Annotated in this window: 16 protein-coding genes and 2 pseudogenes; 9 read left to right on the top strand and 9 right to left on the bottom strand. The window is 45.4% G+C overall.

The window, feature by feature from the left end; all coding sequences use genetic code 11:
• Positions 1–26: 26 nt before the first annotated feature.
• The 4 genes and pseudogenes from SHEWPOL2_RS04410 (at position 27) to rhlP (ending at position 7,749) form a co-directional block, all read left to right on the top strand.
• The gene (locus SHEWPOL2_RS04410) at positions 27–4,871 is read left to right on the top strand and encodes an NAD-glutamate dehydrogenase (protein WP_037419313.1); all 4,845 of its coding nucleotides are present in this window, start codon (positions 27–29) and stop codon (positions 4,869–4,871) included.
• A 62-nt stretch (positions 4,872–4,933) separates the two neighbouring features.
• Entirely contained in the window at positions 4,934–5,953 is a 1,020-nt protein-coding gene (pyrD, locus tag SHEWPOL2_RS04405) for a quinone-dependent dihydroorotate dehydrogenase (RefSeq protein WP_037419316.1), read from the top strand.
• A gap of 200 nt (positions 5,954–6,153) precedes the next feature.
• On the top strand, positions 6,154–6,687 hold the full coding sequence (locus SHEWPOL2_RS04400) for a cell division protein ZapC (RefSeq protein WP_037419319.1): 534 nt from the start codon (positions 6,154–6,156) through the stop codon (positions 6,685–6,687).
• A gap of 214 nt (positions 6,688–6,901) precedes the next feature.
• Positions 6,902–7,749 (top strand): annotated as a pseudogene (rhlP, locus tag SHEWPOL2_RS04395) (rhombotarget lipoprotein).
• Positions 7,750–8,403: 654 nt separating this feature from the next.
• Here the strand turns inward: rhlP and SHEWPOL2_RS04385 are convergent.
• From SHEWPOL2_RS04385 to SHEWPOL2_RS04375, 3 genes are all read right to left on the bottom strand, one after another.
• On the bottom strand, positions 8,404–9,336 hold the full coding sequence (locus tag SHEWPOL2_RS04385; protein WP_037426460.1) for a GGDEF domain-containing protein: 933 nt from the start codon (positions 9,334–9,336) through the stop codon (positions 8,404–8,406).
• Between the two features lie 199 nt (positions 9,337–9,535).
• Positions 9,536–11,326: a DUF3413 domain-containing protein gene (locus tag SHEWPOL2_RS04380; RefSeq protein ID WP_037426457.1), complete on the bottom strand. Its 1,791-nt coding sequence runs from the start codon at positions 11,324–11,326 to the stop codon at positions 9,536–9,538.
• Between the two features lie 66 nt (positions 11,327–11,392).
• Positions 11,393–11,611, bottom strand: coding sequence for a YejL family protein (locus tag SHEWPOL2_RS04375; protein ID WP_011622981.1), 219 nt, complete (start codon positions 11,609–11,611; stop codon positions 11,393–11,395).
• A gap of 77 nt (positions 11,612–11,688) precedes the next feature.
• Here SHEWPOL2_RS04375 and yejK point away from each other — a divergent pair, with 77 nt between their 5' ends.
• Positions 11,689–12,717, top strand: a complete 1,029-nt coding sequence (yejK, locus tag SHEWPOL2_RS04370; RefSeq protein WP_037418093.1) for a nucleoid-associated protein YejK — start codon at positions 11,689–11,691, stop codon at positions 12,715–12,717.
• Positions 12,718–12,841: 124 nt separating this feature from the next.
• Here yejK and ccpA read toward each other — a convergent pair whose 3' ends face one another.
• A complete protein-coding gene (ccpA, locus tag SHEWPOL2_RS04365) occupies positions 12,842–13,843 on the bottom strand; it encodes a diheme cytochrome c5 peroxidase CcpA (protein WP_037418098.1) in 1,002 nt (333 codons plus the stop codon).
• A gap of 503 nt (positions 13,844–14,346) precedes the next feature.
• Here ccpA and SHEWPOL2_RS04360 point away from each other — a divergent pair.
• Positions 14,347–15,222 (top strand): 6-carboxytetrahydropterin synthase, encoded by an 876-nt coding sequence (locus tag SHEWPOL2_RS04360; RefSeq protein WP_037426454.1) that lies wholly within the window; start codon positions 14,347–14,349, stop codon positions 15,220–15,222.
• A gap of 65 nt (positions 15,223–15,287) precedes the next feature.
• Positions 15,288–16,208 carry a M23 family metallopeptidase gene (locus SHEWPOL2_RS04355; protein WP_083848298.1) on the top strand — a complete coding sequence of 307 codons (921 nt, stop codon included), beginning with the start codon at positions 15,288–15,290 and terminating at the stop codon, positions 16,206–16,208.
• Positions 16,209–16,278: 70 nt separating this feature from the next.
• On the opposite strand, the gene SHEWPOL2_RS04350 is transcribed toward SHEWPOL2_RS04355, so the two are convergent.
• The 3 genes from SHEWPOL2_RS04350 to SHEWPOL2_RS04340 all read right to left on the bottom strand — a co-directional run bounded on the left by SHEWPOL2_RS04350 (position 16,279) and on the right by SHEWPOL2_RS04340 (position 17,968).
• Complete coding sequence (locus SHEWPOL2_RS04350) at positions 16,279–16,539, bottom strand: DUF5062 family protein (protein ID WP_011626406.1); 261 nt, start codon at positions 16,537–16,539, stop codon at positions 16,279–16,281.
• Positions 16,540–16,771: 232 nt separating this feature from the next.
• Positions 16,772–17,386, bottom strand: a complete 615-nt coding sequence (locus SHEWPOL2_RS04345; protein ID WP_037426451.1) for a VOC family protein — start codon at positions 17,384–17,386, stop codon at positions 16,772–16,774.
• 66 nt (positions 17,387–17,452) lie between these two features.
• The gene (locus tag SHEWPOL2_RS04340; protein ID WP_050991306.1) at positions 17,453–17,968 is read right to left on the bottom strand and encodes a L,D-transpeptidase family protein; all 516 of its coding nucleotides are present in this window, start codon (positions 17,966–17,968) and stop codon (positions 17,453–17,455) included.
• A gap of 156 nt (positions 17,969–18,124) precedes the next feature.
• Here SHEWPOL2_RS04340 and SHEWPOL2_RS04335 point away from each other — a divergent pair, with 156 nt between their 5' ends.
• Positions 18,125–18,994: an ion transporter gene (locus SHEWPOL2_RS04335; RefSeq protein WP_037426445.1), complete on the top strand. Its 870-nt coding sequence runs from the start codon at positions 18,125–18,127 to the stop codon at positions 18,992–18,994.
• 103 nt (positions 18,995–19,097) lie between these two features.
• On the opposite strand, the gene ppx is transcribed toward SHEWPOL2_RS04335, so the two are convergent.
• Together ppx and ppk1 are read right to left on the bottom strand one after the other, a co-directional pair.
• Entirely contained in the window at positions 19,098–20,615 is a 1,518-nt protein-coding gene (ppx, locus tag SHEWPOL2_RS04330) for an exopolyphosphatase (RefSeq protein WP_037426443.1), read from the bottom strand.
• Positions 20,616–20,657: 42 nt separating this feature from the next.
• Positions 20,658–22,820, bottom strand: coding sequence for a polyphosphate kinase 1 (gene ppk1 / locus SHEWPOL2_RS04325; protein WP_037418115.1), 2,163 nt, complete (start codon positions 22,818–22,820; stop codon positions 20,658–20,660).
• Between the two features lie 319 nt (positions 22,821–23,139).
• On the opposite strand from ppk1, the pseudogene SHEWPOL2_RS04320 reads away from it, so the two are divergent.
• Positions 23,140–23,396: pseudogene (locus SHEWPOL2_RS04320) on the top strand (molecular chaperone); the annotation flags it as partial.

The raw sequence follows: 23,396 nt of genomic DNA, 5'->3' as shown, positions 1-23,396 counted from the left end.
CCATAGACGCTTAAGGAAACAGCAACATGGCCTTGAAAGATGCAATGCCTTCAGTACTACTTGAAAATGTAGTCAGTTTAATTCACGCTAAAGTCCCTAATTCACAAGCCAAGCAAGTTGAACAGTTCGCGACCTGCCTTTATGCCCACATGTCGAAAGACGACCTCAATGCGCGTAATGACAGCGATCTGTACGGTGCCGTTCTCAGTTTATGGAATGCACTGAATAAAACCCCGAAAGGGGAAACTCACCTCAGAGTATTCAACCCAAGTCAGTCTAAACACGGCTGGCAATCGACCCATTCGATCATTGAAGTCATCCAACCTGATATGCCATTCTTGGTTGATTCTGTTGGTATGGCATTGAATCGCATGGGTATTACGGCCCATATGATGTTACACACTCCGCTGGCGATTGAGCGTTCAGCGCAAGAAGTCACTAAAGTAACTTACTTGAAGCAAAGCCCTGACAGCACTGAGCAGGTGGCGGTTTTCCTGATTGAAATCGATCGTCAAAACAGTAGCGCGGATATCAAAGCCCTTGAGCGTGAAATCCAATCAGTGCTTGGCGATGTCGCCGCATCAGTTAATGACTGGGAAGCCATGTCAGCTAAGCTGAGTGAGACTATTAAAGACCTGCCTAAGCGTCCATTCCCCGGTGAGAAGCAAGAGTTAGAAGAAGCGATTAACTTCCTAACTTATCTTAATAATCATCATTTTACCTTACTGGGCTACCGTCAATACGATTTAAAACGTGTTGAAGGGGATGTTGAGTTGGTGCCGAATATGGCCTCGAGTTTAGGCTTAATGAACAAGCACCATAAGGCTCAACCAGAGCAAGGTTTGTTACTATCAAGTTTTTCTGATAGTGCGCGTAAAGAAGCCTTAGATCACAGTTTGTTGATCCTGACTAAGAGCAGCGCCAAGAGCCGTGTGCACCGTCCAGCCTATGTTGACTATATCGGTATCAAACGCTTCGACAAAAAAGGCAATGTGGTTGGTGAAGACAGATTCATCGGTTTATACGCTTCAAACGTGTATAACCGCAGCCCACGTGAGATCCCGCTGCTGAACGAAAAAGTTCAACGTGTATTAGATCGCTCAGGTTTAACGCCACGTTCTCACGATTATAAGGCCCTACTGAACATTCTCGAAAACTTACCGCGCGATGAGCTAATTCAAGCCAATGTGGAAGATTTAGCACACACAGCGCACGGTGTGCTCGAGATGCAAGACAGGGATAAACTGAAACTCTTTGTTCGTAAAGATGGTTTCGGGCGTTTCTTATCCTGTTTAGTGTATGTTTCTAAAGATCGTTACAACACTAAACTTCGCCAAGATACCCAGCGTATTCTGGCCCAGCATTTCAACAGCAAAGAAGATGTAGAGTTTACGACATATTTCTCCGAGTCAACCCTGGCCCGTACTCACTACATTGTCAAAGTTGATAACAATAATATGGATGTAGATGTGGCTGCCATAGAGAACAATTTAATTGAAGCGGCACGTTCTTGGGAAGATAAGTTAAATACTGCGCTAAATAACGCCTTAGGTGAAGAAGCCGGTACTCATCTGATGAAGCGTTACGCTAACGCCTTCGAACAAAGCTATAAAGAAGATGTATTGCCAAGCTCGGCCGTTGTGGATATGCAACAGCTTGAAGCGCTAGATGACGAACACAAGTTAGGCATGTTGTTCTATCAACCGCAGGAAGCTGCGCTGAACGACAACAAAGTGCGTTTAAAACTGTTCCATAAAGATGAACCAATCCATCTTTCTGACGTACTGCCAATGCTGGAAAACTTTGGTCTGCGCGTGATCAACGAGCGCCCTTATGAAGTGACGACCTCAGACGGTTCAACCTTCTGGATCTTAGACTTCTTAATGACGGTCAAAGTCGCCAATACTGACAATATCGCCGATAGCCAAGACAGATTCCAAACGGCACTGTCTCAAGTGTGGCAAAAGAAATTAGAAGATGACGGTTTTAACCGTATCATTCTGGCGTCAGGTTTAACGGGCCGTGAAGTATCCGTACTGCGTGCTTACGCTAAATACATGCGTCAAATCGATGCGACATTCAGCCAAGCCTATATTGAAGAAACCTTCGGTCGTTATCCACAAATCGCTGATTTGTTGGTAAAAATGTTTATCCGTAAGTTCAATCCAAAACTGAAAACCCGCACATTGGGCAAGTTTATGGAGCAGATCAACCTACGTTTAGACGAAGTATCAAGCTTAGATGATGACCGTATTATCCGTCGTTACCTCGATCTGATTAACGCTACGCTGCGGACAAACTTCTATCAATTAGATGCTAAGGGTGAACCGAAGAGCTATATCTCCTTCAAGTTTATGCCTTCGATGATCCCTGAAATGCCACGCCCGCTACCGAAATTCGAAATTTTCGTTTATTCGCCACGGGTTGAAGGTGTGCATTTACGCGGTGGTAAAGTGGCTCGTGGTGGTTTGCGTTGGTCTGACCGTCGTGAAGACTTCCGTACCGAAGTGCTTGGCTTAGTGAAAGCACAGCAAGTGAAAAACACCGTTATTGTCCCTGTGGGGGCAAAAGGTGGTTTCGTTTGTAAGCAGCTGCCAACTGAAGGGGGCCGTGAGGCATTCTTCACTGAAGGCCAAGAGTGCTACCGCATCTTTATTCGTGCACTGCTCGATATTACTGACAACATCGTTAACGGTGAAATCGTACATCCAGTAGATGTGGTGCGTCATGATGAGGATGATCCATACCTCGTTGTGGCTGCGGATAAAGGCACTGCGACTTTCTCTGATATCGCTAACGCTATTTCCCAAGAATACAATTTCTGGTTAGGTGATGCGTTCGCATCGGGTGGTAGTAACGGTTACGACCATAAGAAAATGGGTATCACGGCTAAAGGTGGCTGGGAATCTGTTAAGCGCCATTTCCGCGAAGTGGGTATCGATTGCCAAACTACCGACTTTACCTGTTTAGGTATCGGCGATATGGCGGGTGACGTATTTGGTAACGGTATGTTGTTGTCTAAGCACACAAAACTTGTGGCCGCATTCAACCATATGCATATCTTTATCGATCCAAATCCAGATGCTGCCGCCAGTTATGAAGAGCGTGCCCGTTTGTTCGCACTACCACGTTCAAGCTGGGAAGACTACAACAGCAAACTGATCTCTAAAGGTGGCGGCATCTTCCTGCGTTCATCTAAGTCGATTCCATTATCTGCTGAAATGAAGCAAATGCTGGAAACTGAAAAGGCGTCGATGACACCAACCGAGTTGATGAAAGAGCTGCTGAAAATGCCAGTCGATCTGATTTGGAACGGTGGCATCGGTACTTACGTTAAGTCTTCCCGCGAAACCAATGCTGAAGTCGGCGACCGCGCTAACGATGCACTGCGCGTCAATGGTCGTGAACTGCGCGCCAAGATCGTGGGCGAGGGTGGTAACTTAGGTTGTACCCAATTAGGTCGTATTGAGTACGCGGCCAACGGTGGTCGTATCAACACTGACTTCGTGGATAACGTAGGTGGTGTAGATTGTTCTGACAACGAAGTAAACATCAAGATTCTGTTAAACGCGTTAGTGGCTGAGGGTGAATTGACACTCAAGCAACGTAACCGTTTACTGGAAGAGATGACCGAAGAAGTGGGTCAAATTGTTCTACAAGACTGTAAAGACCAAACTCGCACGATTTCGGTGACTCAAGTCCGTGGTGCAGAACAACTAAAAGAGCAAATTCGCTTTATCCAGTATCTGGAGAAAGAAGGCAAGTTAGACCGTGCGTTAGAATTCTTACCTTCGGAAGAAGAACTGGCAGAACGTCTAGCTAATGGCCGTGCATTAACGCGTCCAGAGCTATCAGTGCTGGTGGCTTACGCTAAGATGGTGCTGAAAGAGCAGTTACTCACCCCTGAAATCACTGAAGATACATTGTTGAGCCAATTGTTGATTGCATACTTCCCGAAAAAACTTCAGGAACTGTACAGTCATAAAATGGTTACGCACCCATTGCGCGGTGAAATCATTGCTACATCGTTGGCCAACGAGTTGGTCAACGACATGGGGCTGAACTTTGTTCAACGTATGCAAGATGAGACAGGTGCCTCAGTTGCCGATGCGGCGATTTGTTACACTATGGCTCGCGAAGTCTTTGGTTTAGCTGAACTAACTAAATCAATCACTGACTTAAACGGTATTGTACCTGCTGTGGTTCAAGGTGAAATGTTGCACCAGTTACGTCGTAATATGCGTCGTGCATGCCGCTGGTTCCTGCGTCACCGTAATCGTAGTTGGAGCATTGAGCAAACTGTTGCCTTCTTCAAACCTGTATTTGAACAACTCAAAGCGAATGTTCATTCATACTTAGTCGAAGAAGAAGCGGCAGGTATCCAAGCTGAGATCAATGCTCTGATTAAAGAGAATGTGCCTCAGGATGTTGCCTCTACCGTTGCTAATATGAGCACACTGTTCTCTACACTTGATATTGCGCAAATTGCGCAGACAGAAGAGAAGACAGTTGCGCTTGTTGCCGAGACTTATTTCAAACTCGGTGCCCGTGTTGAGCTGCACTGGTTCCTAGAACAGATCAGTGCGCAACCAGTTACTAACCATTGGCAAGCACTGGCCCGTGCAGCCTTTAGGGAAGAGCTGGATTGGCAGCAACGTGCGTTGACGTCAGTGGTTTTAAGAACGTGCAGTGCAACCTGTAACGCACAGAGCGTGATTTCCCAGTGGATTGATACTAATCAAGCCTTACTGGAAAGATGGTTCCATATGCTAGCTGACTTTAAAACGTCGCAAAGCCATGAGTTTGCTAAGTTCTCTGTCGCCCTACGTGAACTTAACCTTCTGATCCTTCACTGCGAAGGGCAAAAGTAAACTTTTATAACAATCAGAAGCCCTGGCGATCGCCGGGGCTTTTTTTAGGTCGAGGAAAGTACATGTTTTATAAAATCGCACAGAAAGTCATGTTTCAGATGGATCCTGAGCGAGCGCATAATTTAGCCATTGGTAGCCTGAGACTGACAGGTAATAGCCCTCTGAATGCTTTTTATGCTCAGCATATTGCTCCTGCGCCAGTGAGTTTTATGGGGCTGACGTTTCCAAATCCTGTGGGTTTAGCCGCAGGTATGGATAAAGATGGTGAGTCGATCGATGCTTTTCATGCGATGGGATTTGGTCATGTGGAAGTGGGAACTGTTACTCCAAGACCACAACCCGGTAATGATTTACCCCGTTTATTTAGATTAAAACCCGCCAAGGCGATTATCAATCGCATGGGCTTTAATAACAAAGGTGTCGATAATCTGGTCAAAAATTTGATCGCAAAGAAAACCGATATCATGGTTGGGGTCAATATAGGTAAAAATAAAGACACGCCAGTAGAGCAGGGGAAAGACGATTATTTGATCTGCATGGATAAAGTTTATCCTTATGCCGCCTATATTGCGGTGAATATTTCATCACCCAATACGCCAGGATTACGATCGTTACAATATGGCGATCTATTAGATGAATTATTAAGCGCATTAAAAACCAAGCAACTTGAGCTAGCAGAGAAGCATAAAAAATATGTACCAATAGCCCTTAAAATTGCTCCCGATTTAACCACAGAAGAAATTGAAAATATTGCTCAAGCATTAATTAAAAATCAGTTTGACGGTGCAATTGCGACCAATACAACCTTAACTCGTGACGGTGTTAGCGGGCTTACCAATGCTAATGAAAGCGGTGGTTTAAGCGGTAAACCTTTAACAGAACTGTCAACAAAAGTGATTAAACAATTGGCGACTTCTTTACAGGGAAAACTCCCAATTATTGGTGTGGGCGGGATTAATAGTGCTGAAGATGCCTTAGCAAAATTTGATGCCGGTGCGACAATGGTTCAGATTTACTCTGGTTTTATTTATCAAGGTCCAAAGTTAATTAAAGAGATAGTTGAAGCTTATCGCTTAAAATAATGATCTTTACATCTCACTAAGGATCTAAAACAAGATCTTTTATCATAACCGCGATCTAAAACGATCATCAGATCGCGGTTATGATCTCTAAATAGATCTTCTAAGTAATTGTTAATTAATTTGTATTTTATTATTTTTATTTTGATATTGCATAAAATATCTACTATGATGTGGCAGTGTTCAAATAGTAGGTAAACGTTATGTTATTATTGCCACAAAAGGATTGGCACTGGAAATATAACGATTCGTATGGTGTATTAGGCGTTTCGTTAGGTTCCGAGATAGAATTTCTGACGGCTTATAAAGCGAAATCATTAATTCCTGATGCCTTATCAAGCATGGAATTTAATATCGCGCACGCCAAATTCTATATGAGCTTACTCGACAAGTTGCCAAAAAACTTATCTCTAACCGATGCCGCAATAGTGCAAATTGCCCTTAATGCGACAGCGGCCCATTTTATGCTGACTCCCCAAATGCCTAAATCTTGGTTTTTTGATACCAGCGATGTATGCGTTTACAGTGATGTAGGTAAAGTCTTTGAGCTTAAATGCCAAAAACAACGTGCATTAGTGTTAGTCGTCGAAAACACCTTACAATCGGCGTTAGTGATGTTGCTATCACCTGAATGTGTGTTATCCGGTGCTAAAACTATGGTGCAGTTCGAAACTATTAAAGTAATGCATAATCGTTTACACCCACTTCGCGCACAGCGGCATGTGGTTGCAGCATAATCATTATGATTAGTTTGTGATGTTATTTATGTCGTTATCAAAGCCAAAGCCTCATTTCGATGCGGCTTGGTTGTTTCTAAGCCTCTAAAAAGCCAAACAAAAGCGCGATATGTGAAGTTAACGGCTTGTTTTTACAGCAGTGACTCGCTAAGGTAGCGGCAATATGCACGGGTTGCATGGGCCTGTGTGCAGTAAGGATACGGTAGGGAAACAGATGAAAACAAAATTCATTGCGCTTGTAGGCGCGCTGGCATCGATTAGCATCTTGCTTAGTGGTTGCAGTGCTTTTTTAACGGTAACACCACCGAAAAAAACGTGGTTTCCAGCAGTCTGGTTGAATATCTCTATCCCGACGATAAACAGCGTGAGGCACAGCAGCCCAGTATTCCCGTGTTACGTCTTCCCATCACGGTCGGCATCGCCTTTTTACCTTCCACCCATTGGCAATCCGAAGCCCTCGATAGCAGCTCACAAATCGCCTTGCTGGATAAAGTGAAACAGTCTTTTGTGAAATACGACTTTATTGACCGTATCGAATTAATTCCCAGCACTTACCTTAAAAATGGCAAAGGTTTTAGCACCTTGCAGCAGGTTGCCCGCTTACACGATGTCGATGTGATGGCACTGGTGTCTTACGATCAACTGTTACAAAGCAGCGAGAATAAGGCTTCACTGCTGTATTGGACCATAGTCGGCATGTATATGGTGCCCGGCAATGAAAACGCGATCCAAACCTTTGTCGATACCGCTGTATTTGATATGCGTAGCCAAAAAATGCTGTTTAGGGCGCCCGGCATCAACCAACTTACCGACACTTCAACCGCGGTGAGCGTCACCAACGTGTTACGTGAAAAATCCGCCGAAGGCTTTGATCTAGCGGTAAACGATATGATCACTAATTTAGACGCCGAATTAGCCCGCTTTAAAACCCGCGTGAAAGAAGAACATATTGCGACCATAGAACATAAACAAGGTTATAGCGGCGGTGGCAGTTTATCCCTATTAATCCTTTCGCTACTGGGCATATTTGCACTTCGCCGTATAACCATATGCCGAGAATAGTTGAGTTGATTGGTTTGGGCCTATTTACTGAGATAGGGAAGGTGAGATAGTGAAGGTTAGTTAGGATGATATTTATGCCGTTAAGAGCACTGCTTTATTGATGGCAATCTTAACTAACCATTACACGGTTAATCCCGTTAAAGGCTTTTGCCCCAAGTAAGATAAGTCTGTCGTCAGGTGTGTAGGATGAATTGTCATTGTTTCCCCTGTGACAGGCCGCCATTTTATTTCACAAGAAGCATCCCTGAGGGCTCGACGGCGGCATCCATGCCGCCAACGGTCACAGTTGCAACAATGCCAATCTTAACGACCATTGAACTGTTCATCTGGCTAAAAGCTTTTGACCCATTATGTGTTTCGGGTCGTTAGCTCAACCGAAAATTCCCACACCTGCTACCATACATATTCTTATCTATTTGCCTATGTTTGGCCTTACCAGAAATCGACATAACAATGTATGGGTATATGGGCTATCCAGTACACCTGACGACAAATTTGTCTTGAATTGAGGAATAAACTGTTAAGCCGCGAAACCATTCTATTGGACTATAAAGCAGGCTCAATGGCGATAAAAACTGCCTTACTGGCTAAAAATGCTTATCCGATCTTGAGTCTTAAGCTGAATTTAAATGGCTAAACTTTCTTTGAGCTGGTTTATTCCGCATCACAGACTCGATTTCTGCCTGTGCGTTTCGCTCGCATCATAGCCTGATCGGCATTATTGAATAGAGTCTCCAAGAGTGCTTGTGCTTCATCGGGATGATTGATTTGAGGCAAGATCAAGGATGATATGCCGAAGCTTGCAGTGCAATGAATGGTGTGTCCATCAAGGTAAAGTGGCTGTGTATCAAATCCATGGCGAATAGACTCTGCAATTTGCCATGCTTGTTCATGTTGGGTGTTGGGTAAAATCAGCCCAAATTCTTCGCCACCTAAACGAGCAAGAATATCATTTGTTCTCAGTTTAGTTTGCGTCAGCTGTGCGATATGGATAAGGGCTGCATCGCCTGTAGCATGTCCCCATTGATCATTGACGCGCTTAAAATGGTCAATATCAAACATAATAAACGCTAGCGCTTGGCCTGAATGATGTGCTGTAGGGTGCCCAAAATGGAAAAAGGCGCGGCGATTGTAGAGTTTTGTGAGTTCGTCGGTATTGGCAAGGCGTTCTGCGATGAACTTAGCTTCGATTAATGCCTGTTCCATGTGTTTACGTTCAGTGATATCAGTGGCGATTTCTATCCGAACTAGGCGGCCATCGGTCCAACGAATCGCTTGATCTCGACACTGGTACCAACGCTTATTTTGTGTATTTTGAAACTCCCATACATGTACACCAGTGGCGTCGCCCTCGGGACCAATCAGTTTGTGGTTGGTGCAAAAAGCACAGGGACTATTTTGGCCTGCTTGGAGGAGTTGATAGCACTTTTTACCGGCGGGTTTGCCCCAAATGGCCGTTCCATAATCGTTTAAATACAGTAGCTCATAGTTGTGTAAATCAGAAACGTAGACCAGCGCATCTAGGCTGTTGAGGATAGTATGAATGGCGTCAAAGGCTTGATTCTGATCGTTTTTAATAAGAGTCATGGAATGAAATCAGCCAAATAAAAATATCATTTATGAGTCATATAGTTATTTTAGCATTTAATGGACTAACTGTCTGATATTAGTTTAGTAATGGTGTGATTAATGTGATCAAGTTGTTGGCTTTGCAACACGCTACTCGCAATGAAATTGTTAAAACAAAAAGCCCTAAGTGATTTAGGGCTTTGAGGTAAAATACTTTTTAGTGATTGTAAAGGCGCCTGCCTTCGCGCATCACTTGAATAAGCTCAGGTGCGCTCATCTTTTTGTACAGTCTGTGCTCAAAGTTTTCATCGTAAATGCGGTATTTGCCATGGCGGTCGATGACGGTGATTTCCGACTGTTGGTAAATGGCAAAAATGCGACTGTCACCGATGTAAATCCAGGTTTCTTGGCTTGGTTGCAACAGGCTACGGCCCGCACTGTAGTCTGTGGGGTTATTGGTACAGCCTAAGACATGGGTCATTAAAGTGGGAACGATACCATAGTGGCTAGTGCGATAGTTAACCGTGCTAGCTCCTACATTTGGCCAGTGGATAACCAGTGGGACTCTAACGCTATCTGGTGACAAATTACGCAGCGCTTCGTCACTATTGCTGGTAAACATTTTGCCGTTGACGCCGGTGATCACCACTAAGGTATCGCTAGGTAATTGACTTACAATCGATTGAATTTGCTTATCAATAAAATTCAATGATTGGCGATATTGGTTAAATAATACCTTTTGCGCGGGTTGTAAATTCGCATCGGCTTTGACAGTTTCGATACCGAGGAAGCCTACCGGTGTATCAAAATTCTCGGGTGCTTTAAGGTTTACTAGAGCAAACCAAGGACGTTGTTGCACGCTTTGCCACTGTGTAAAGTGGCCAACACTAAGAATATCCGCCTCGGCACTGCCATTGGTTTCTTTGGCAATGACGGGGGTAAAGTCATTAAACATGGCCTGGGCTGCACGCAAATTCAGATTGGTTTCTGGGATAAACAAGCCTAGTTCATAACCTTCCTGCTTAAAGCTGCGGGTGATGATTGGACTTGTAGTATTGAAGATGCGTGCATCGCCATAGCTGCCTTGTAAACCATAAAGTAGGGAGAACATGCCCGTCTTAAATTGATTGCCGCCACTGTAGTGGTGAGTAAAATTCTGATTCTGCTCGGTGTATTGATGCAAAAACGGCATGGTCTTGGTGTCCACCATATCGGCACGTAAGCTGTCGATGGTTAGCATTAATACGTTTGGTTTATTATCCGCTTGGCATTGCAGTGGCTGGATAGGATAGCTGAGCACATTAGTGGCATGATTTGCGTCATCATCGATTTGGGATGAACCGTCAATGCCGTGGCTTTCCATAAAGCTACGAGCCGTTGCGGGGTACGACAGCGGATACGTGTCATCGAAACGGGTGATTTCGGTGATATCAGCGGCATCGGCCCAAATATGGATCAAATGGCTGCTAACAAAGCATACTCCAACAAAGGCTATGACTTTATTGCCAAGATTGAGTTTTTGGATTTTTTCAATCCGTTTCCACAGGAAGTTCGCCGCCGTTAGCTCAATCACCAAAATGGCGATGGGCGTGACGATATAAGACGTACCGTGGAGTAGGGCGCTCAAATCGGCCCAGGCTAAATCAAAGGCGAAGGGACTTAAGTGCATGCCGTAATCGGCATAAACAATCGTGTCATACAATAAAATACACAGGCTTAAGGTCGCAATAACGGCCGCTAAGCCTCTGAGTATCTTGGAGTAAGGTAAGATTAACGTCAGTGGGAATAGGCAGATCAAGTAGGCGATAAAAGCAAGAAAACTGAACTGGCCAATGGTACTGACGGCGAGATAGCCCCAGCCAAACCAGGTTTCGGGATAACCCACACTACTTAAATAGCGTGTGCCGACGATCATAGCCAATAGGCCATTAAAGAAGGCGAACCAATGTCCCCAGTTGATAAGTCGCGATACGCGATCGCGGCTCATTTGTTTTTTTCGCTCGACCATAGTGATCCGCTTATTCCTAAAAGGCGTTGTATCTTATGCTGTTTTAATCATTGTTACTCGACTAACTTAATTGGATTTCACCGATTGTGCGAGCGCTTTCGCAAATTGTTCGGCGACCGCTTGGCGAGATTCGCTTGGCACTTTGCGCTCGAGCAGGTGAGTGACACAGTTGCCTAGCGCCATCAGGCTTAAGTCAGTAGGAGCTTTGTGCTTTTCGAGTACCGCTAAAATTTCGGCGATTAATGATTCAACTTGTGCGTTTGAGTATTTCGATTGGATTGCCATAATCAAAAAATGTTTCACTTTGGAATGGATTAGCGGCATATAATAGCGGATTTATTCCAGCATCACTATCAGGGCTTATGAGTATTAACATCGAACAAGCAATTATTCACGAGATTTCCCAGGACAGTCAGGGTCAATTACGCTGCCGTTTACGTCCTCAACCTCTGCTGAACGGTCAGGCTGTCGAGATGATGCTCGAAGAGTTGCATCAGACTTATACCAGCAAATCCGGCAAAGGATTCGGTTATTTTGGTATTCACGGTGATGATGGTGAGGCTAATCCGGCGTTTGCCAATGCACTAAAGGAATACCGTGCAGGGGATTTAGGTTTTGTCGAATTTACCGGCCAAGCCAGTAAGTTGTTGCAGGAAGAGTTGGCAAAATATGATTTTAGCCAAGGCGGATTCCTGTTGATGTCCTGCTACACCAACATGGCGAGTGATTATTTGTTTGTGGCGCTGCTCAGTGCAAAATCGTCAATGACGGTACTGGATGATATGGAGCTGTCACAAAATAACCATTTGGATTTAAACAATATCCAGTTGGCTGCGCGAATCGATCTCACCGAATGGCAGGCTGATAAAGATTCTCGCAAGTACATCTCCTTTATCCGTGGGCGTGCAGGCCGTAAAGTGGCGGACTTCTTCCTCGACTTTATGGGCTGTGTCGAAGGGGTGAATACCAAGGCGCAAAACAAAACCTTGATGAACGCGGTGGAAGACTTTGTCGCCAGTAGTGACCTGACCAAAGAAGAACGCCAGCAATGTCGTAATAAAGTGTTTGAATATTGCTCCGAGCGGTTCGACGAAGGCGCCGATATTGAGATCAAAGATTTAGCGGATGAGCTTGCCGATCAAGGTATGGAGTCTTTCTATGACTTTGCCCGTGGTGGCAGTTATGAGCTGGATGAAGAATTTCCCGCCGATAAATCGACCTTAAGACAATTGAAGAAGTTTTCGGGTACCGGTGGCGGAGTCACCATTAGCTTCGATGGTGGCCATTTAGGTCAGCGAGTGATTTACGATCCGATTTCCGACACAATTTTGATTAAAGGCGTGCCGGCAAACTTAAAAGATCAGCTAGATAGACGTCTTAAGGGCGAATAAGCCGCTTGGGATAATATCGCTTAAGCTTTAAGCGTCAGCTTTTAAGCACCAAGCATTAAACAAAAAGGCCGAGGAGTTTATCCTCGGCCTTTGTTTTATGCTAAATGCTTCTTAGGTTTAATCCTTATTTTGCTCCTGTCGCAAAAGGTACTGGGCGCGGAGTCTCTTTATTCGATGGGGGGAGGATCGGCAGGGTGATCTGTGGCTGTTCACCTGTCAGTGAATTTAAGAACGCTACCATTTCCTTGGTTTCCTTGTCGGTAAGCTTTTGCCCTAACTGAATATCCGCCATGGTATTTACCGCTTCTTCGAGCGTCCATACACTGCCATCGTGGAAGTAGGGGTAGGTGAGCTCGATATTGCGCAGTGTCGGTACCTTAAACACAAACTTATCCGCATCCTTACCCGTTACACCTTTACGTCCTTCGGCGGGGTTATTGGTGTGGAACGGTTTGATTAAGCCCATCTTCATAAACATAGTGCCACCGACCGCAGGGCCGTTGTGGCAGCTGACGCAGCCTTTGTCCTTAAACAGTTGGTAACCCGCTTTGGCTTCGCTGCTTATCGCATCCTGTTTACCTAATAGATATTGATCGAATGGGCTATTTGGCGTGACTAAGGTTTTTTCGAAGGCGGCAATGGCATCGGTTAAGCGGTCAATATCGACTTTTTCATCGCCGTAAACCTTGGCAAAGCGGGCACGGTAAGCGGGCATTGAGGCAATGGTTTCGGTGGCGAGTTCATGGGTAAAGCCCATTTCTTTGGGGTTGGCAATTGGGCCCGCGGCTTGTTCTTTTAAGTCGCTGGCGCGGCCATCCCAGAATTGCGCCAGCATAAAGTCAGCATTTAGCACGGTCGGAGAGTTTATTGGGCCTTCTTGCCAATGGTGACCAATCGATGTGGGCAGGGCATCCACGCCGCCGGTGGAGAGGTTGTGGCAAGAGTTACAGGAAATAAAACCTGATTTAGACAGCCTTGGTTCAAAAAACAGCATTTTACCCAGCTCCACCTTTTCGGGTTCAGTGATTTTTGCTGGGGAAATGACTTCAATCGGTTCGGCGGCAACGGCATAGCTACTCGCTACTATAGCTGTGAGGGTTATCGCGATAGCGGTAAGTTTTGTCATCTGGTTTTCTCCCTTATTAACCTTGTTAGTTGTATGGTTTATAGGGCGATAGTAACGACTAAAATGGCTTAGGGATAACGCCTTGTTTCGATTGGGTCTATCGCTGTTGTGGATTAGATTTTTGTGAGCTAATTCGCTGTTTTTACTCGATTAACTTTGTAGGGTTTGCGGTGTTTCGTTTAGGGGTTTGCTTGCTAATCTGTAGTGTCTATTAGTGTGCGGCTGAAACTATCTGTCGGTCACGATATGGCCGATTAAACGGTTTGCGTTATTTTGTGTTTGTTACTCATGCGATAGCAAACTATGGTGGGCTAAGTTCGTTTACACATGTCTTAAGATAAAAAGTATCTAAGAAAGGATTCATTTGTCGCGGGGCGAAGCAGAATTGATTAGAATCCTTATTATTTGGGTAAGCTTGGTGTCTGTCCAAGTGAGCGTGCTCGGCCATCGCTAAGTGGCGCAATCCCTATTAAGGCGGACTGTTTTTCTGCCGAGGAGAGTCAATGCAACTGTTTGTAAAAGATTTAACCGTGATCGATTTTTCTTACCTGTGCCCAAAGCGTGGCATGGTGGGGGAAAGCTGGATTGTTGATGTCGTATTAGAAGGCGGTCTAGACGAGCAAAATATGGTGCTCGATTTTGCCAAGGTCAAACGTGCGATTAAGCACACGATTGATGCGGTGGCCGATCATCGTTTATTGGTGCCTACTGCCTGCAGCGGCGTGCGTTGGCAGCAGCAGGGCGATCGGGTGTGGATGGATTTTGAAAGCGCGCTCGGTGAGATCCACTTAGCTTGCCCTTCCCAAGCCTTTGCACTCGTTCCATCGGAACAGATTGATATTCCAAGCGTTAACGCCTTTTTACAAAAAGCCTTACGGGAAACTCTGCCCGATAATGTTGAAGGGATTAGCCTCACTTTAAGGCATGAGATCCTGAACGCGCCTTACTATCACTATAGCCATGGTTTGCGTAAACACGATGGTAATTGCCAGCGGATTGCCCACGGTCATCGCAGCCCAGTTCAAGTGTTTGAGAATGGAGTGTCCGCGCCGAAATGGGATGAGTATTGGGCCAAGCGTTGGCACGATATCTACCTCGGTAGCGAAGAGGATTTAGTCTCGGTGAAGACGTTAAACCTATCGCCACAAACGCGGATCAGCGATGACAGCCATTATGGTTTCCATTATCAAGCGCCTCAGGGGGATTTCCAACTGGCGATGCCCAAGGAATGTTGTGATTTGATCCCGCACGATACCACGGTCGAATTGCTGGCAGACTATATGGCAACCACTTTAGCCACGAAAGTGCCTTCAAGCCAATTTACTGTGATTGCCTACGAAGGTGTGGGTAAAGGCGCCATAGTGACCAAAGGGAATTAACCCTATCGATTTTTTAACGCCCTAATCTTTAGGGCGTTATTGTTTGAATAAGGATTTTTGAAAATATGCTAAACGCTGTACCTAATGCTCTACCTAAGTTGTTAAAAACGTTGCCGAACATGCCATCGCGCACCTGTAAGGCGGCGTTATTGTCACTTTTGGCCCTGTTTAGCTTATCGACTCAAGCACAAGTGAGTTTTGACGGTAAATTTGAACAAGGTGCATTAATTCGTGGTAAAGCCCCAGCGGGTACTCAGGTAAGTCTTAATGGCGAGGCCGTTAAAGTGACGCCTGATGGTCATTTTGCCTTTGGTTTTGATAGGGATGCGCAGCTGACTCAAGAATTACGTTTGATGTATCCCGATGGCTTAACTGAAGTTAAACCGTTAAATATCAAGAAGCGAGAGTACAATATTCAGAATGTTAAAGGGATCAGTAATAAGATTATGAAGCCCGATCCGGTGGCGCAGGAGCGGGCAGCAAAGGATACGGCGCAGGTCAAAGCGGCACGCGGGACTTTTAGTGAACAAATCGCGTTTTTACAGTCGTTTATTTGGCCATTAACTGGCAGGATCTCCGGTGTTTATGGCAGTCAGCGCATCTATAACGATGTGCCTGGCAACCCACATTTTGGTGTGGATGTCGCTGCGAAAACTGGCACTGTGGTGGTCGCACCCGCTGATGGGGTGATTAGCCTGTCGGTTCCCGATATGTTTTATTCAGGCGGGACTATGGTTATCGACCATGGCTATGGCGTGAGTTCAAGTTTTTTACACTTAAGCAAACTCTATGTGAATGCGGGCGAAACCGTTAAGCAAGGGCAAGCTGTGGCTGAAGTTGGGGCGACAGGACGAGCGAATGGTCCGCATTTAGATTGGCGATTGAATTGGTTCCAAATGCGCCTCGATCCGACAACCATAGTGCCACCGATGGCCACTGTGTTGGCGGCGGAACAAGCACAGAAAGTGCAAAAAGTCGCGAAGTAACTCCCGCGTCTATTTCTTATTTCCACACAGGGCACCCAATCATTGGTGCCCTGTTTTTGTGTTTGAGTGCTTATTGCAATAAAGGATGGTCAGTCGGCAGATGGCGGATGATCCACAGTACCAGTTTGTGCTTCATATTCGGGCCGTCTTCTTTATCTTTTGCTAAGGGTTGGATCAGATTATCGGTCACTAAAAGTCGATAAATACATTCCACTTTATCCTTGGGCGACACACCCTTGTCAAAGTCATCAAAACCGCGTTTTTTGGCGTAGCCGATCCCAATTTCGAGGGCGAGTTTGAGTAGCTGTGCCTCGTGCTTATGTGGCTTCATGTGCTGCATCCTTATGGGTATCACGGCAATGCGCATCGGCGACTCCCGTGGTCGATAACACAAAATCGAGAAAATCTAATGACTAACCAAAGTGTTAATAGCTTGAATCTAGGCTATTTCAACCGTTATTGCTGCTGATTTTTTCGCAAACTGCCTGTTTCATGCAATCCATTATATGTCATTGGAATTGCTGTCACATTCCTAATGTCAACGGTTTGCGCCTCGATTGATCTTATATCTCCGCCTGTTCGCTGGCGATAACCGCTTTAATGCTGTGCGGGTGGATTTTGATACAGACATCGGCTCGTTTAAAGGCGATGGTGGGGTTAGCTAAGCGTTCTTTATCGCCCTTAGGTGAGCTAAATTTCACTTTTATTGGCGCTTCGGTTAAGGATGCCGAATGCCCTTGGAGTAATTGCACAAGTGAGGGGCTCAAATGAGTCAGTTCTTGGCTTAGACTGTCGCAGTCCTGTGCAGTGGATGGCAATACCAGCTCGATATGCTCCCAGCCTTCTTGAGGATAAACGGTATCGCCAGGATAGGGGAGTTCGACACAGTCGATGCTAAAGTTGCCGAGTCTTAAGGGCTTATCCAGTTCAATGATCAGGATTGTGCGACCATTAATTTGATTATCCGAGATGATCCGCCCGCGGGCACTTAAGGCTTGCTTGAGTGCATCTGCAGCGGCGATACTGTTCACCCTCAGGGCGACATGATCGCAATGCAATGCTTTATCTGCTAAGCCCAATTGGTCTAGAAACGCCAATATCTTCGCCTCAAATTCAGGCCATGTCTGTTCTAATGCTTTGAAGCTCAATACATTAGCTTCTGTGTTTGCTGTTGACATCAAAAATCCTTAAAGCAGGTAACACAAATAAAAACGCCCATTTAACTGGGCGTATTCTGTGATGGCTTAGGGCCAAATCTCGATGGGTGTACCTTCATCAACGGCTTTCCACACTTCGTCCATCTCGGCGTTAGTAATGGCGATACAACCATCGGTCCAGTTGTATTGCTGTGCTTGCTCAGGAGGGAGAGGCGAGCGTGGGTTCTGGCCATGGATCATGATCATGCCACCGGGTCTGATCCCTAGCGCCTTGGCTCTTAACTTATCTTCTTCATTCGGATAAGAAATATGGATGGACTTATAATAGGCGCTATCGGACTTTTTATAGTCCAGAATATAACGGCCCTGTGGTGTACGTTGGTCACCTTCAGTCAACTTATGGCCTGTCGGCAAGTCACCCATAGCAATGCGGTATTGTTTCAGGACTTTGCCATCCCTTAATAAGGCCATATTGGATTCAGACTTAGTGATTACCACTAAATCGACTTTGCCAATACTCGATGAGGCGAGCACTTGGGGAGAAATCAGTGCGGCGAGAGTTAATGCCACAGTAATGGATTTGGAAAGTAGTGGTACGCGCATGTCTTCCTCTAAAATGACGCTGTTAACGCTTTTTTGCGCATCATACCGCAAATTTTTGCCAATGTGAGTAGATAATTTTGAGCGAGTAGCAATTGCATGGCAGACTTTGGAAATTAGGAGCAGATAACGCTATTTACCGCAAGGATGTTTTCCCCTATGTCAAACCATTCGCTTGAAAAACTGGACACTGAAAGCCCATTTAAACGTAAGTTACGCATCATTATTTTTGGTACCGATACACCCGCAGGCCGCTATTTTGATCTTGGTCTGATCATTTGTATTGTACTGAGTGTGGCGTTGGTGTTTCTTGACACAGTGGAAGCGTTTCATCGGGATTATGGACACATTATTCGGGTGTTAGAGTGGGTGTTTACGCTGATTTTTACCGTTGAATACGGTTTGAGGCTTTATTGCGCGACCCATCCAGTACTGTATGCCCGCAGTTTTTATGGGTTAGTGGATTTATTATCGGTACTGCCCAGTTATCTCGCGCTCTTTATTCCTGGAGCAAATTTCACCTTAGTGATTCGTGTGCTGCGACTTTTTCGGATTTTTAGGGTGCTTAAATTACTGCGCTACTTAAGCGAGGGTAATTTGCTGCTTAAGGCGATGATGCAATCTAGTCGTAAAGTGTTCCTATTTTTCTTTTCGGTGAGTTTAATCATCATGGTATTAAGTGCCGTGATGTATGTCGTTGAGGGGCCTGAGAATGGCTTTAGCTCTATTCCTAAGTCAGTATATTGGACTATTGTGACCATCACGACGGTAGGGTACGGAGATATCACGCCGAAAACCGAACTAGGCCAAGCGATTGCCGCATTTACCATGTTGCTGGGTTACTCCATTATTGCGATCCCTACGGGCATTTTAACCGCAGAAATTTCCCAAGAAGCGGGACGGCATAGGGATCTGCGTACTTGTAATCAATGCCATAAAATGGGTCATGATTTAGATGCAACCTACTGTAATCGCTGTGGTTGTGAGCTTGATAACCTCGAGATCCCTCAAGGGAAGGGGGATAAATAGCATAAGGCATTTATCAGTTCATCCCTTAGAGCTCTCAATGTCTCTGAGGGATGAAATGCTTTTATTCACTGGCGATGCTGTTTAGCATGCCACTTTTTACTTCTTACGGTTTATCTTGGCGCTGCTCAAGGCTTGAAACAAAACGCAGCTGCATCCCTAGGGCTGCCATTTGTTTTTGCTCTCGCTGCAAGTCTTTCATAAACAAACTTATTTTACGCTTGTGGCTAGGGAGCACTAGCATGAGGCCATCTGGAACCACTTGGATTTTCTCAAGCACTAGGGCTTTGGCAATTCGGCCTAAATGCACTAACACCGCCAAGCGCAGTAGACAGGCGAGACGAATGAGGGTGAGTTTGTGGCTAGGCTCTAATTCGGCCAGTAGCAATTCATTGGGTTTCTTACGGTGGTTGGCGATTAGTCTGGCTAAATCCTGTTGCAGCGCTTCACTAAAACCCGGTAAGTCACTGTTACTAATGATATAAGCACCGTGTTTGTGTAATGCCTTGGAGTTAATGTGTAACCCAATTTCATGCAGGGTCGCAGCGTAGGAGAGTAAGCGTGCATGGGGTCTTAATCCCCATTCATCGGCGACTTGCTCAAACAGCGCCATGGCGGTGTCACGCACTTTAGCCGCATGGGGCATATCCACATGGTAAAGCTGGGCAATACTGTCAACGGTGCGGTGGCGAATGTCTTGATATTGGCCGATTTTGGCTAATTCGTAGAGCACGCCTTCGCGCAGGGCGCCTGGACTAAACTCCAATTGCTCAATGGGTAAACGTCTAAAAAAGCTGATTAAAATAGCAAGGCCAGCAGGTACTAGCGGCGTGCGTTTATCATCGACATTGGCAAAGTGCACTTGGCTGATGTGTCCGCACTTGATCAGTTTCAGCTTTAATTGTTTGAGGCGGGCGAGGGTGACGATTTCATCACCATGTTCTTCTTGGATTGCTTCGCAAATAGCTTTTACGGTGCCAGAGCTGCCGAGCACTAAGTCCCAATCGCCACTGAAATATTCCTTCGACAGTGAAGCAAATTGTTTGTCGGCAGCGCTTTGCGCACCGCGAAACGACGCTGGAGTAATTTGGCCATCGATAAAAAAGCGTTCATTAAAACTCACGCAGCCACAGCGTAGGCTCGATAAATGGGTAGGGGTATTTTTTTGCCCGAGCACTACTTCGGTAGAGCCGCCACCGATATCGATAACGATATTACGTTTCCCAAGTACTTGGCTTTGGGCAATGCCGTTATAAATGAGCCGCGCTTCTTCATGGCCAGAAATCACCTCCACTGGGTAGGGCATAATACGCAGCGCTGCCTCAATAAACTGCTCACGGTTTTTAGCCACTCTTAAGGTGTGGGTGGCGACTAAGCGTACCTGTGCTTGGTCGAGGTTTGAAAAACGCTGATTAAAGTCCCGTAGGCAATTTAGGCCGCGTTCGATAGCATCAGCACTGAGAATATTTTGCGCATTGAGGCCTGTCGCTAACTGAACTTGCTGTTTTTCTTTGTGTAATATCTGCAAACTGCCGTCTTGCTCTCGGGCGATAACCAAGTGAAAACTGTTTGAGCCCATGTCGATGGCGACAAAGTGTCGCGGCTGTGAATGTGTGGCAACCAATCGGATTATCCTTAGGCAATCGAGACTAAAATAAAGCCAGCGTTAGCTGGCTTTGGCCTGTAATGCGGGATCGAGAGTCAGTGCTTGTGCTTGCTCTGCTTCAAGCTTTGCAGCTTCCCGTTGGGCGTTTAATTCTTGCTGTAACCGCTTTTCATAATTAATCAGATATTGATAAATGGCAATTTGAGAACGCACTTTACGTTTATTACCGCGATTACGATAAGGATTACTCTGTTCCTTATTGATAATGCGAGCCTTAGTATTATCGTTGAATTGTAACGATAAAATATCCATCACCATTTGTTTTAGACGCGGATCATAGATTGGTACGCTCACTTCAACACGGTTATCAATATTGCGGCTCATCCAATCGGCGGAGCAAATAAACAACTTATTTTCACCACCCGCGTGAAATAGCATCACCCGAGAGTGCTCCAAAAAGCGGTCGACAATACTGTAGACTTCGATGTTATCGCTGATCCCCGGAATTTGCGGTATCAGCGAGCAAATTCCGCGGATCAATAATTTGACTTTGACGCCCGCAGCCGATGCTTCATAGAGCTTTTGTACTAGAGACTCATCGAGTAAGTTATTCAATTTTAAAGTAATCGCCGCCTTAATATGGCTTTGGGCGTTAACAATCTCTTTATCAATCAAATGGGTGAGCTTTTGTCGCGCATCATAGGGTGACACAATCAAATGCTGGAAGTTATCACGGCGGTAGGGATGTTCAATTAAGTCGAACACTTGCTCCACTTCGCGGGCGATTTCCTGATTGGCGGTAAAGAGGGACAAATCGGTATAGACCCGTGCCGTGCCTTCGTTAAAGTTGCCTGAGCCGACATGGCAGTAAAGCTTCATTTCGCCTTGCTCTTCACGGCCAATTAAGCACAACTTAGAGTGTACTTTTAAGCTGGTGATCCCATGGTGGACCTTTACGCCGGCTTCGGCGAGTACTCGCGTCCATTCAATGTTGGATTGCTCGTCAAATCTAGCCCGTAGTTCTATTACCGCAGTGACTTGTTTACCATTTTTGACTGCATCGATAAGTGACTGCATCACATGGGATTTTTTCGCTACCCTGTACAGATTGATGCGAATAAACCGTACCGCAGGATCGTAGGCGGCTTGACGTACCATTTCCGTAAAGTGGGAGAACTTATGGTACGGATAATTAAGCATAATATCGCCCATTTTGATCGCATCGAAACTGTTGGCACTGCGGCCAAAGCCCGAGCTATTTAGCGCGGGCAGTTTCTCGTTTTCGAGGTAATCACGGCTGGGGTTGGGGAAGCCAATAAAGTCTTTGAAACTGTGGTAACGCCCGCCTGGGATCAAACATTCAGTAGAGCTGATATTTAAATTTTCCTTCAGCATTTCAAGCATATGTTCGGGCATTTCTTTGTCGTATACCAAACGCACAGGTTCAGCCGTCAGGCGCTTTTTCAGACCCTTGGTCATTTTTTCTAGCTGAGTTTGTTCTAGCTCATCGGTAATATCAAAATCCGCATCGCGGGTGAGCTTCATCGAATAAACTTCAATCGCATCGTATTCAAAAAACGGTCCAAACAACTCATCCACACAGTGGCGGATAATATTATCCAGCAGGATCAGGTATTTTTTGGCTTTAGATTTCTCTGCTGGTAACTCAATAAAACGCGGGACATTTTTGGTGGGTACCTCTACGAGAGCATATTGTCTGCGCAACTTAGTGTATAAGCATACGCAAAGGTAAGTTGCATCATCGTTGATATGTTTTACGAGGTCGCGATTGTTATTGACGATAAGCGGCGCTATATGGCGTTTAAAATGATCGCGAAAATGCTTTTTAAGCCAGTTACTATGGAAGTCGCTTAATTGTTTTTCATTAATTAACAATATATTACGGCGAACTAATTCGCGCATCAGCTCGGCATAGATACTGTCGAAACGCTCCTGCAGTGCCATCACTTTGGATTGAATTTTTGCCATTAAGTGACGACTATTACTACGCCCTTCCTGCAGGGAAGACAGTAATATAGAGCGCCTGACTGCTGCGACCCGCACCCGGAAAAACTCATCCATATTATTGGAGAATATACCCAAAAAGCGCACGCGCTCAACAATCGGCACATTGGGGTCGCAGGCCTCTTGCAGCACTCGCTCATTAAATGACAACCAAGAGAGTTCTTTATCAATCGACAGTTTATCGGTATTCGGGGACACTGCACAGCTCCTTTAAGCAAGCGTCATGGCGCAGTATACAATAGCATTCATACATCGGAGTGCAATCAGATTTACTGCTACAAATGAAGGGATTTAAAGGTAAATTCCCCTTCGGGCGAAAGTCATTAGCCTATAAAGATACGAACGGAATATGTCAGATTGATGACCATTGTGACAAAAATGTGACTTTAACTTAACGCTGGCTAGTCATGAGTTTACAAGGTAAAGGGTAGGATATGCGCTAGGCTTTCTTTGGGATTGAGACAAACTGTGTTAACGTGCTCGGCTTTTTATTGTGGTATGACTTAGAGGTAAGCGGATGTTTGTTGGATTTGATTATGGCAGTGCCAACTGTGCCGTTGGGATCATGCAGGGAGATGAAGTATCACTCTTACCAATATCCACCGATTCAACTTATTTACCGTCAACGCTATATGCGATGGACCGAGAGTTAATTGCCGAAGCCGTTTATCGCGCTCTTCCCACAGAATTAAAAGCCGATTATGCCCAAAAGCGCGCCGCGCAATTAAGCCGCGCCCGTATGGTTCGTCATGAATTAGATCTCGATGCCGAGAC

It is taken from the genome of Shewanella sp. POL2 (assembly GCF_000282755.1).
Classification (GTDB): Bacteria; Pseudomonadota; Gammaproteobacteria; order Enterobacterales; family Shewanellaceae; genus Shewanella; species Shewanella xiamenensis.
Note: the sequence above shows the minus strand (reverse complement) of the source record. Positions and strands in the feature narration are given on the sequence as shown.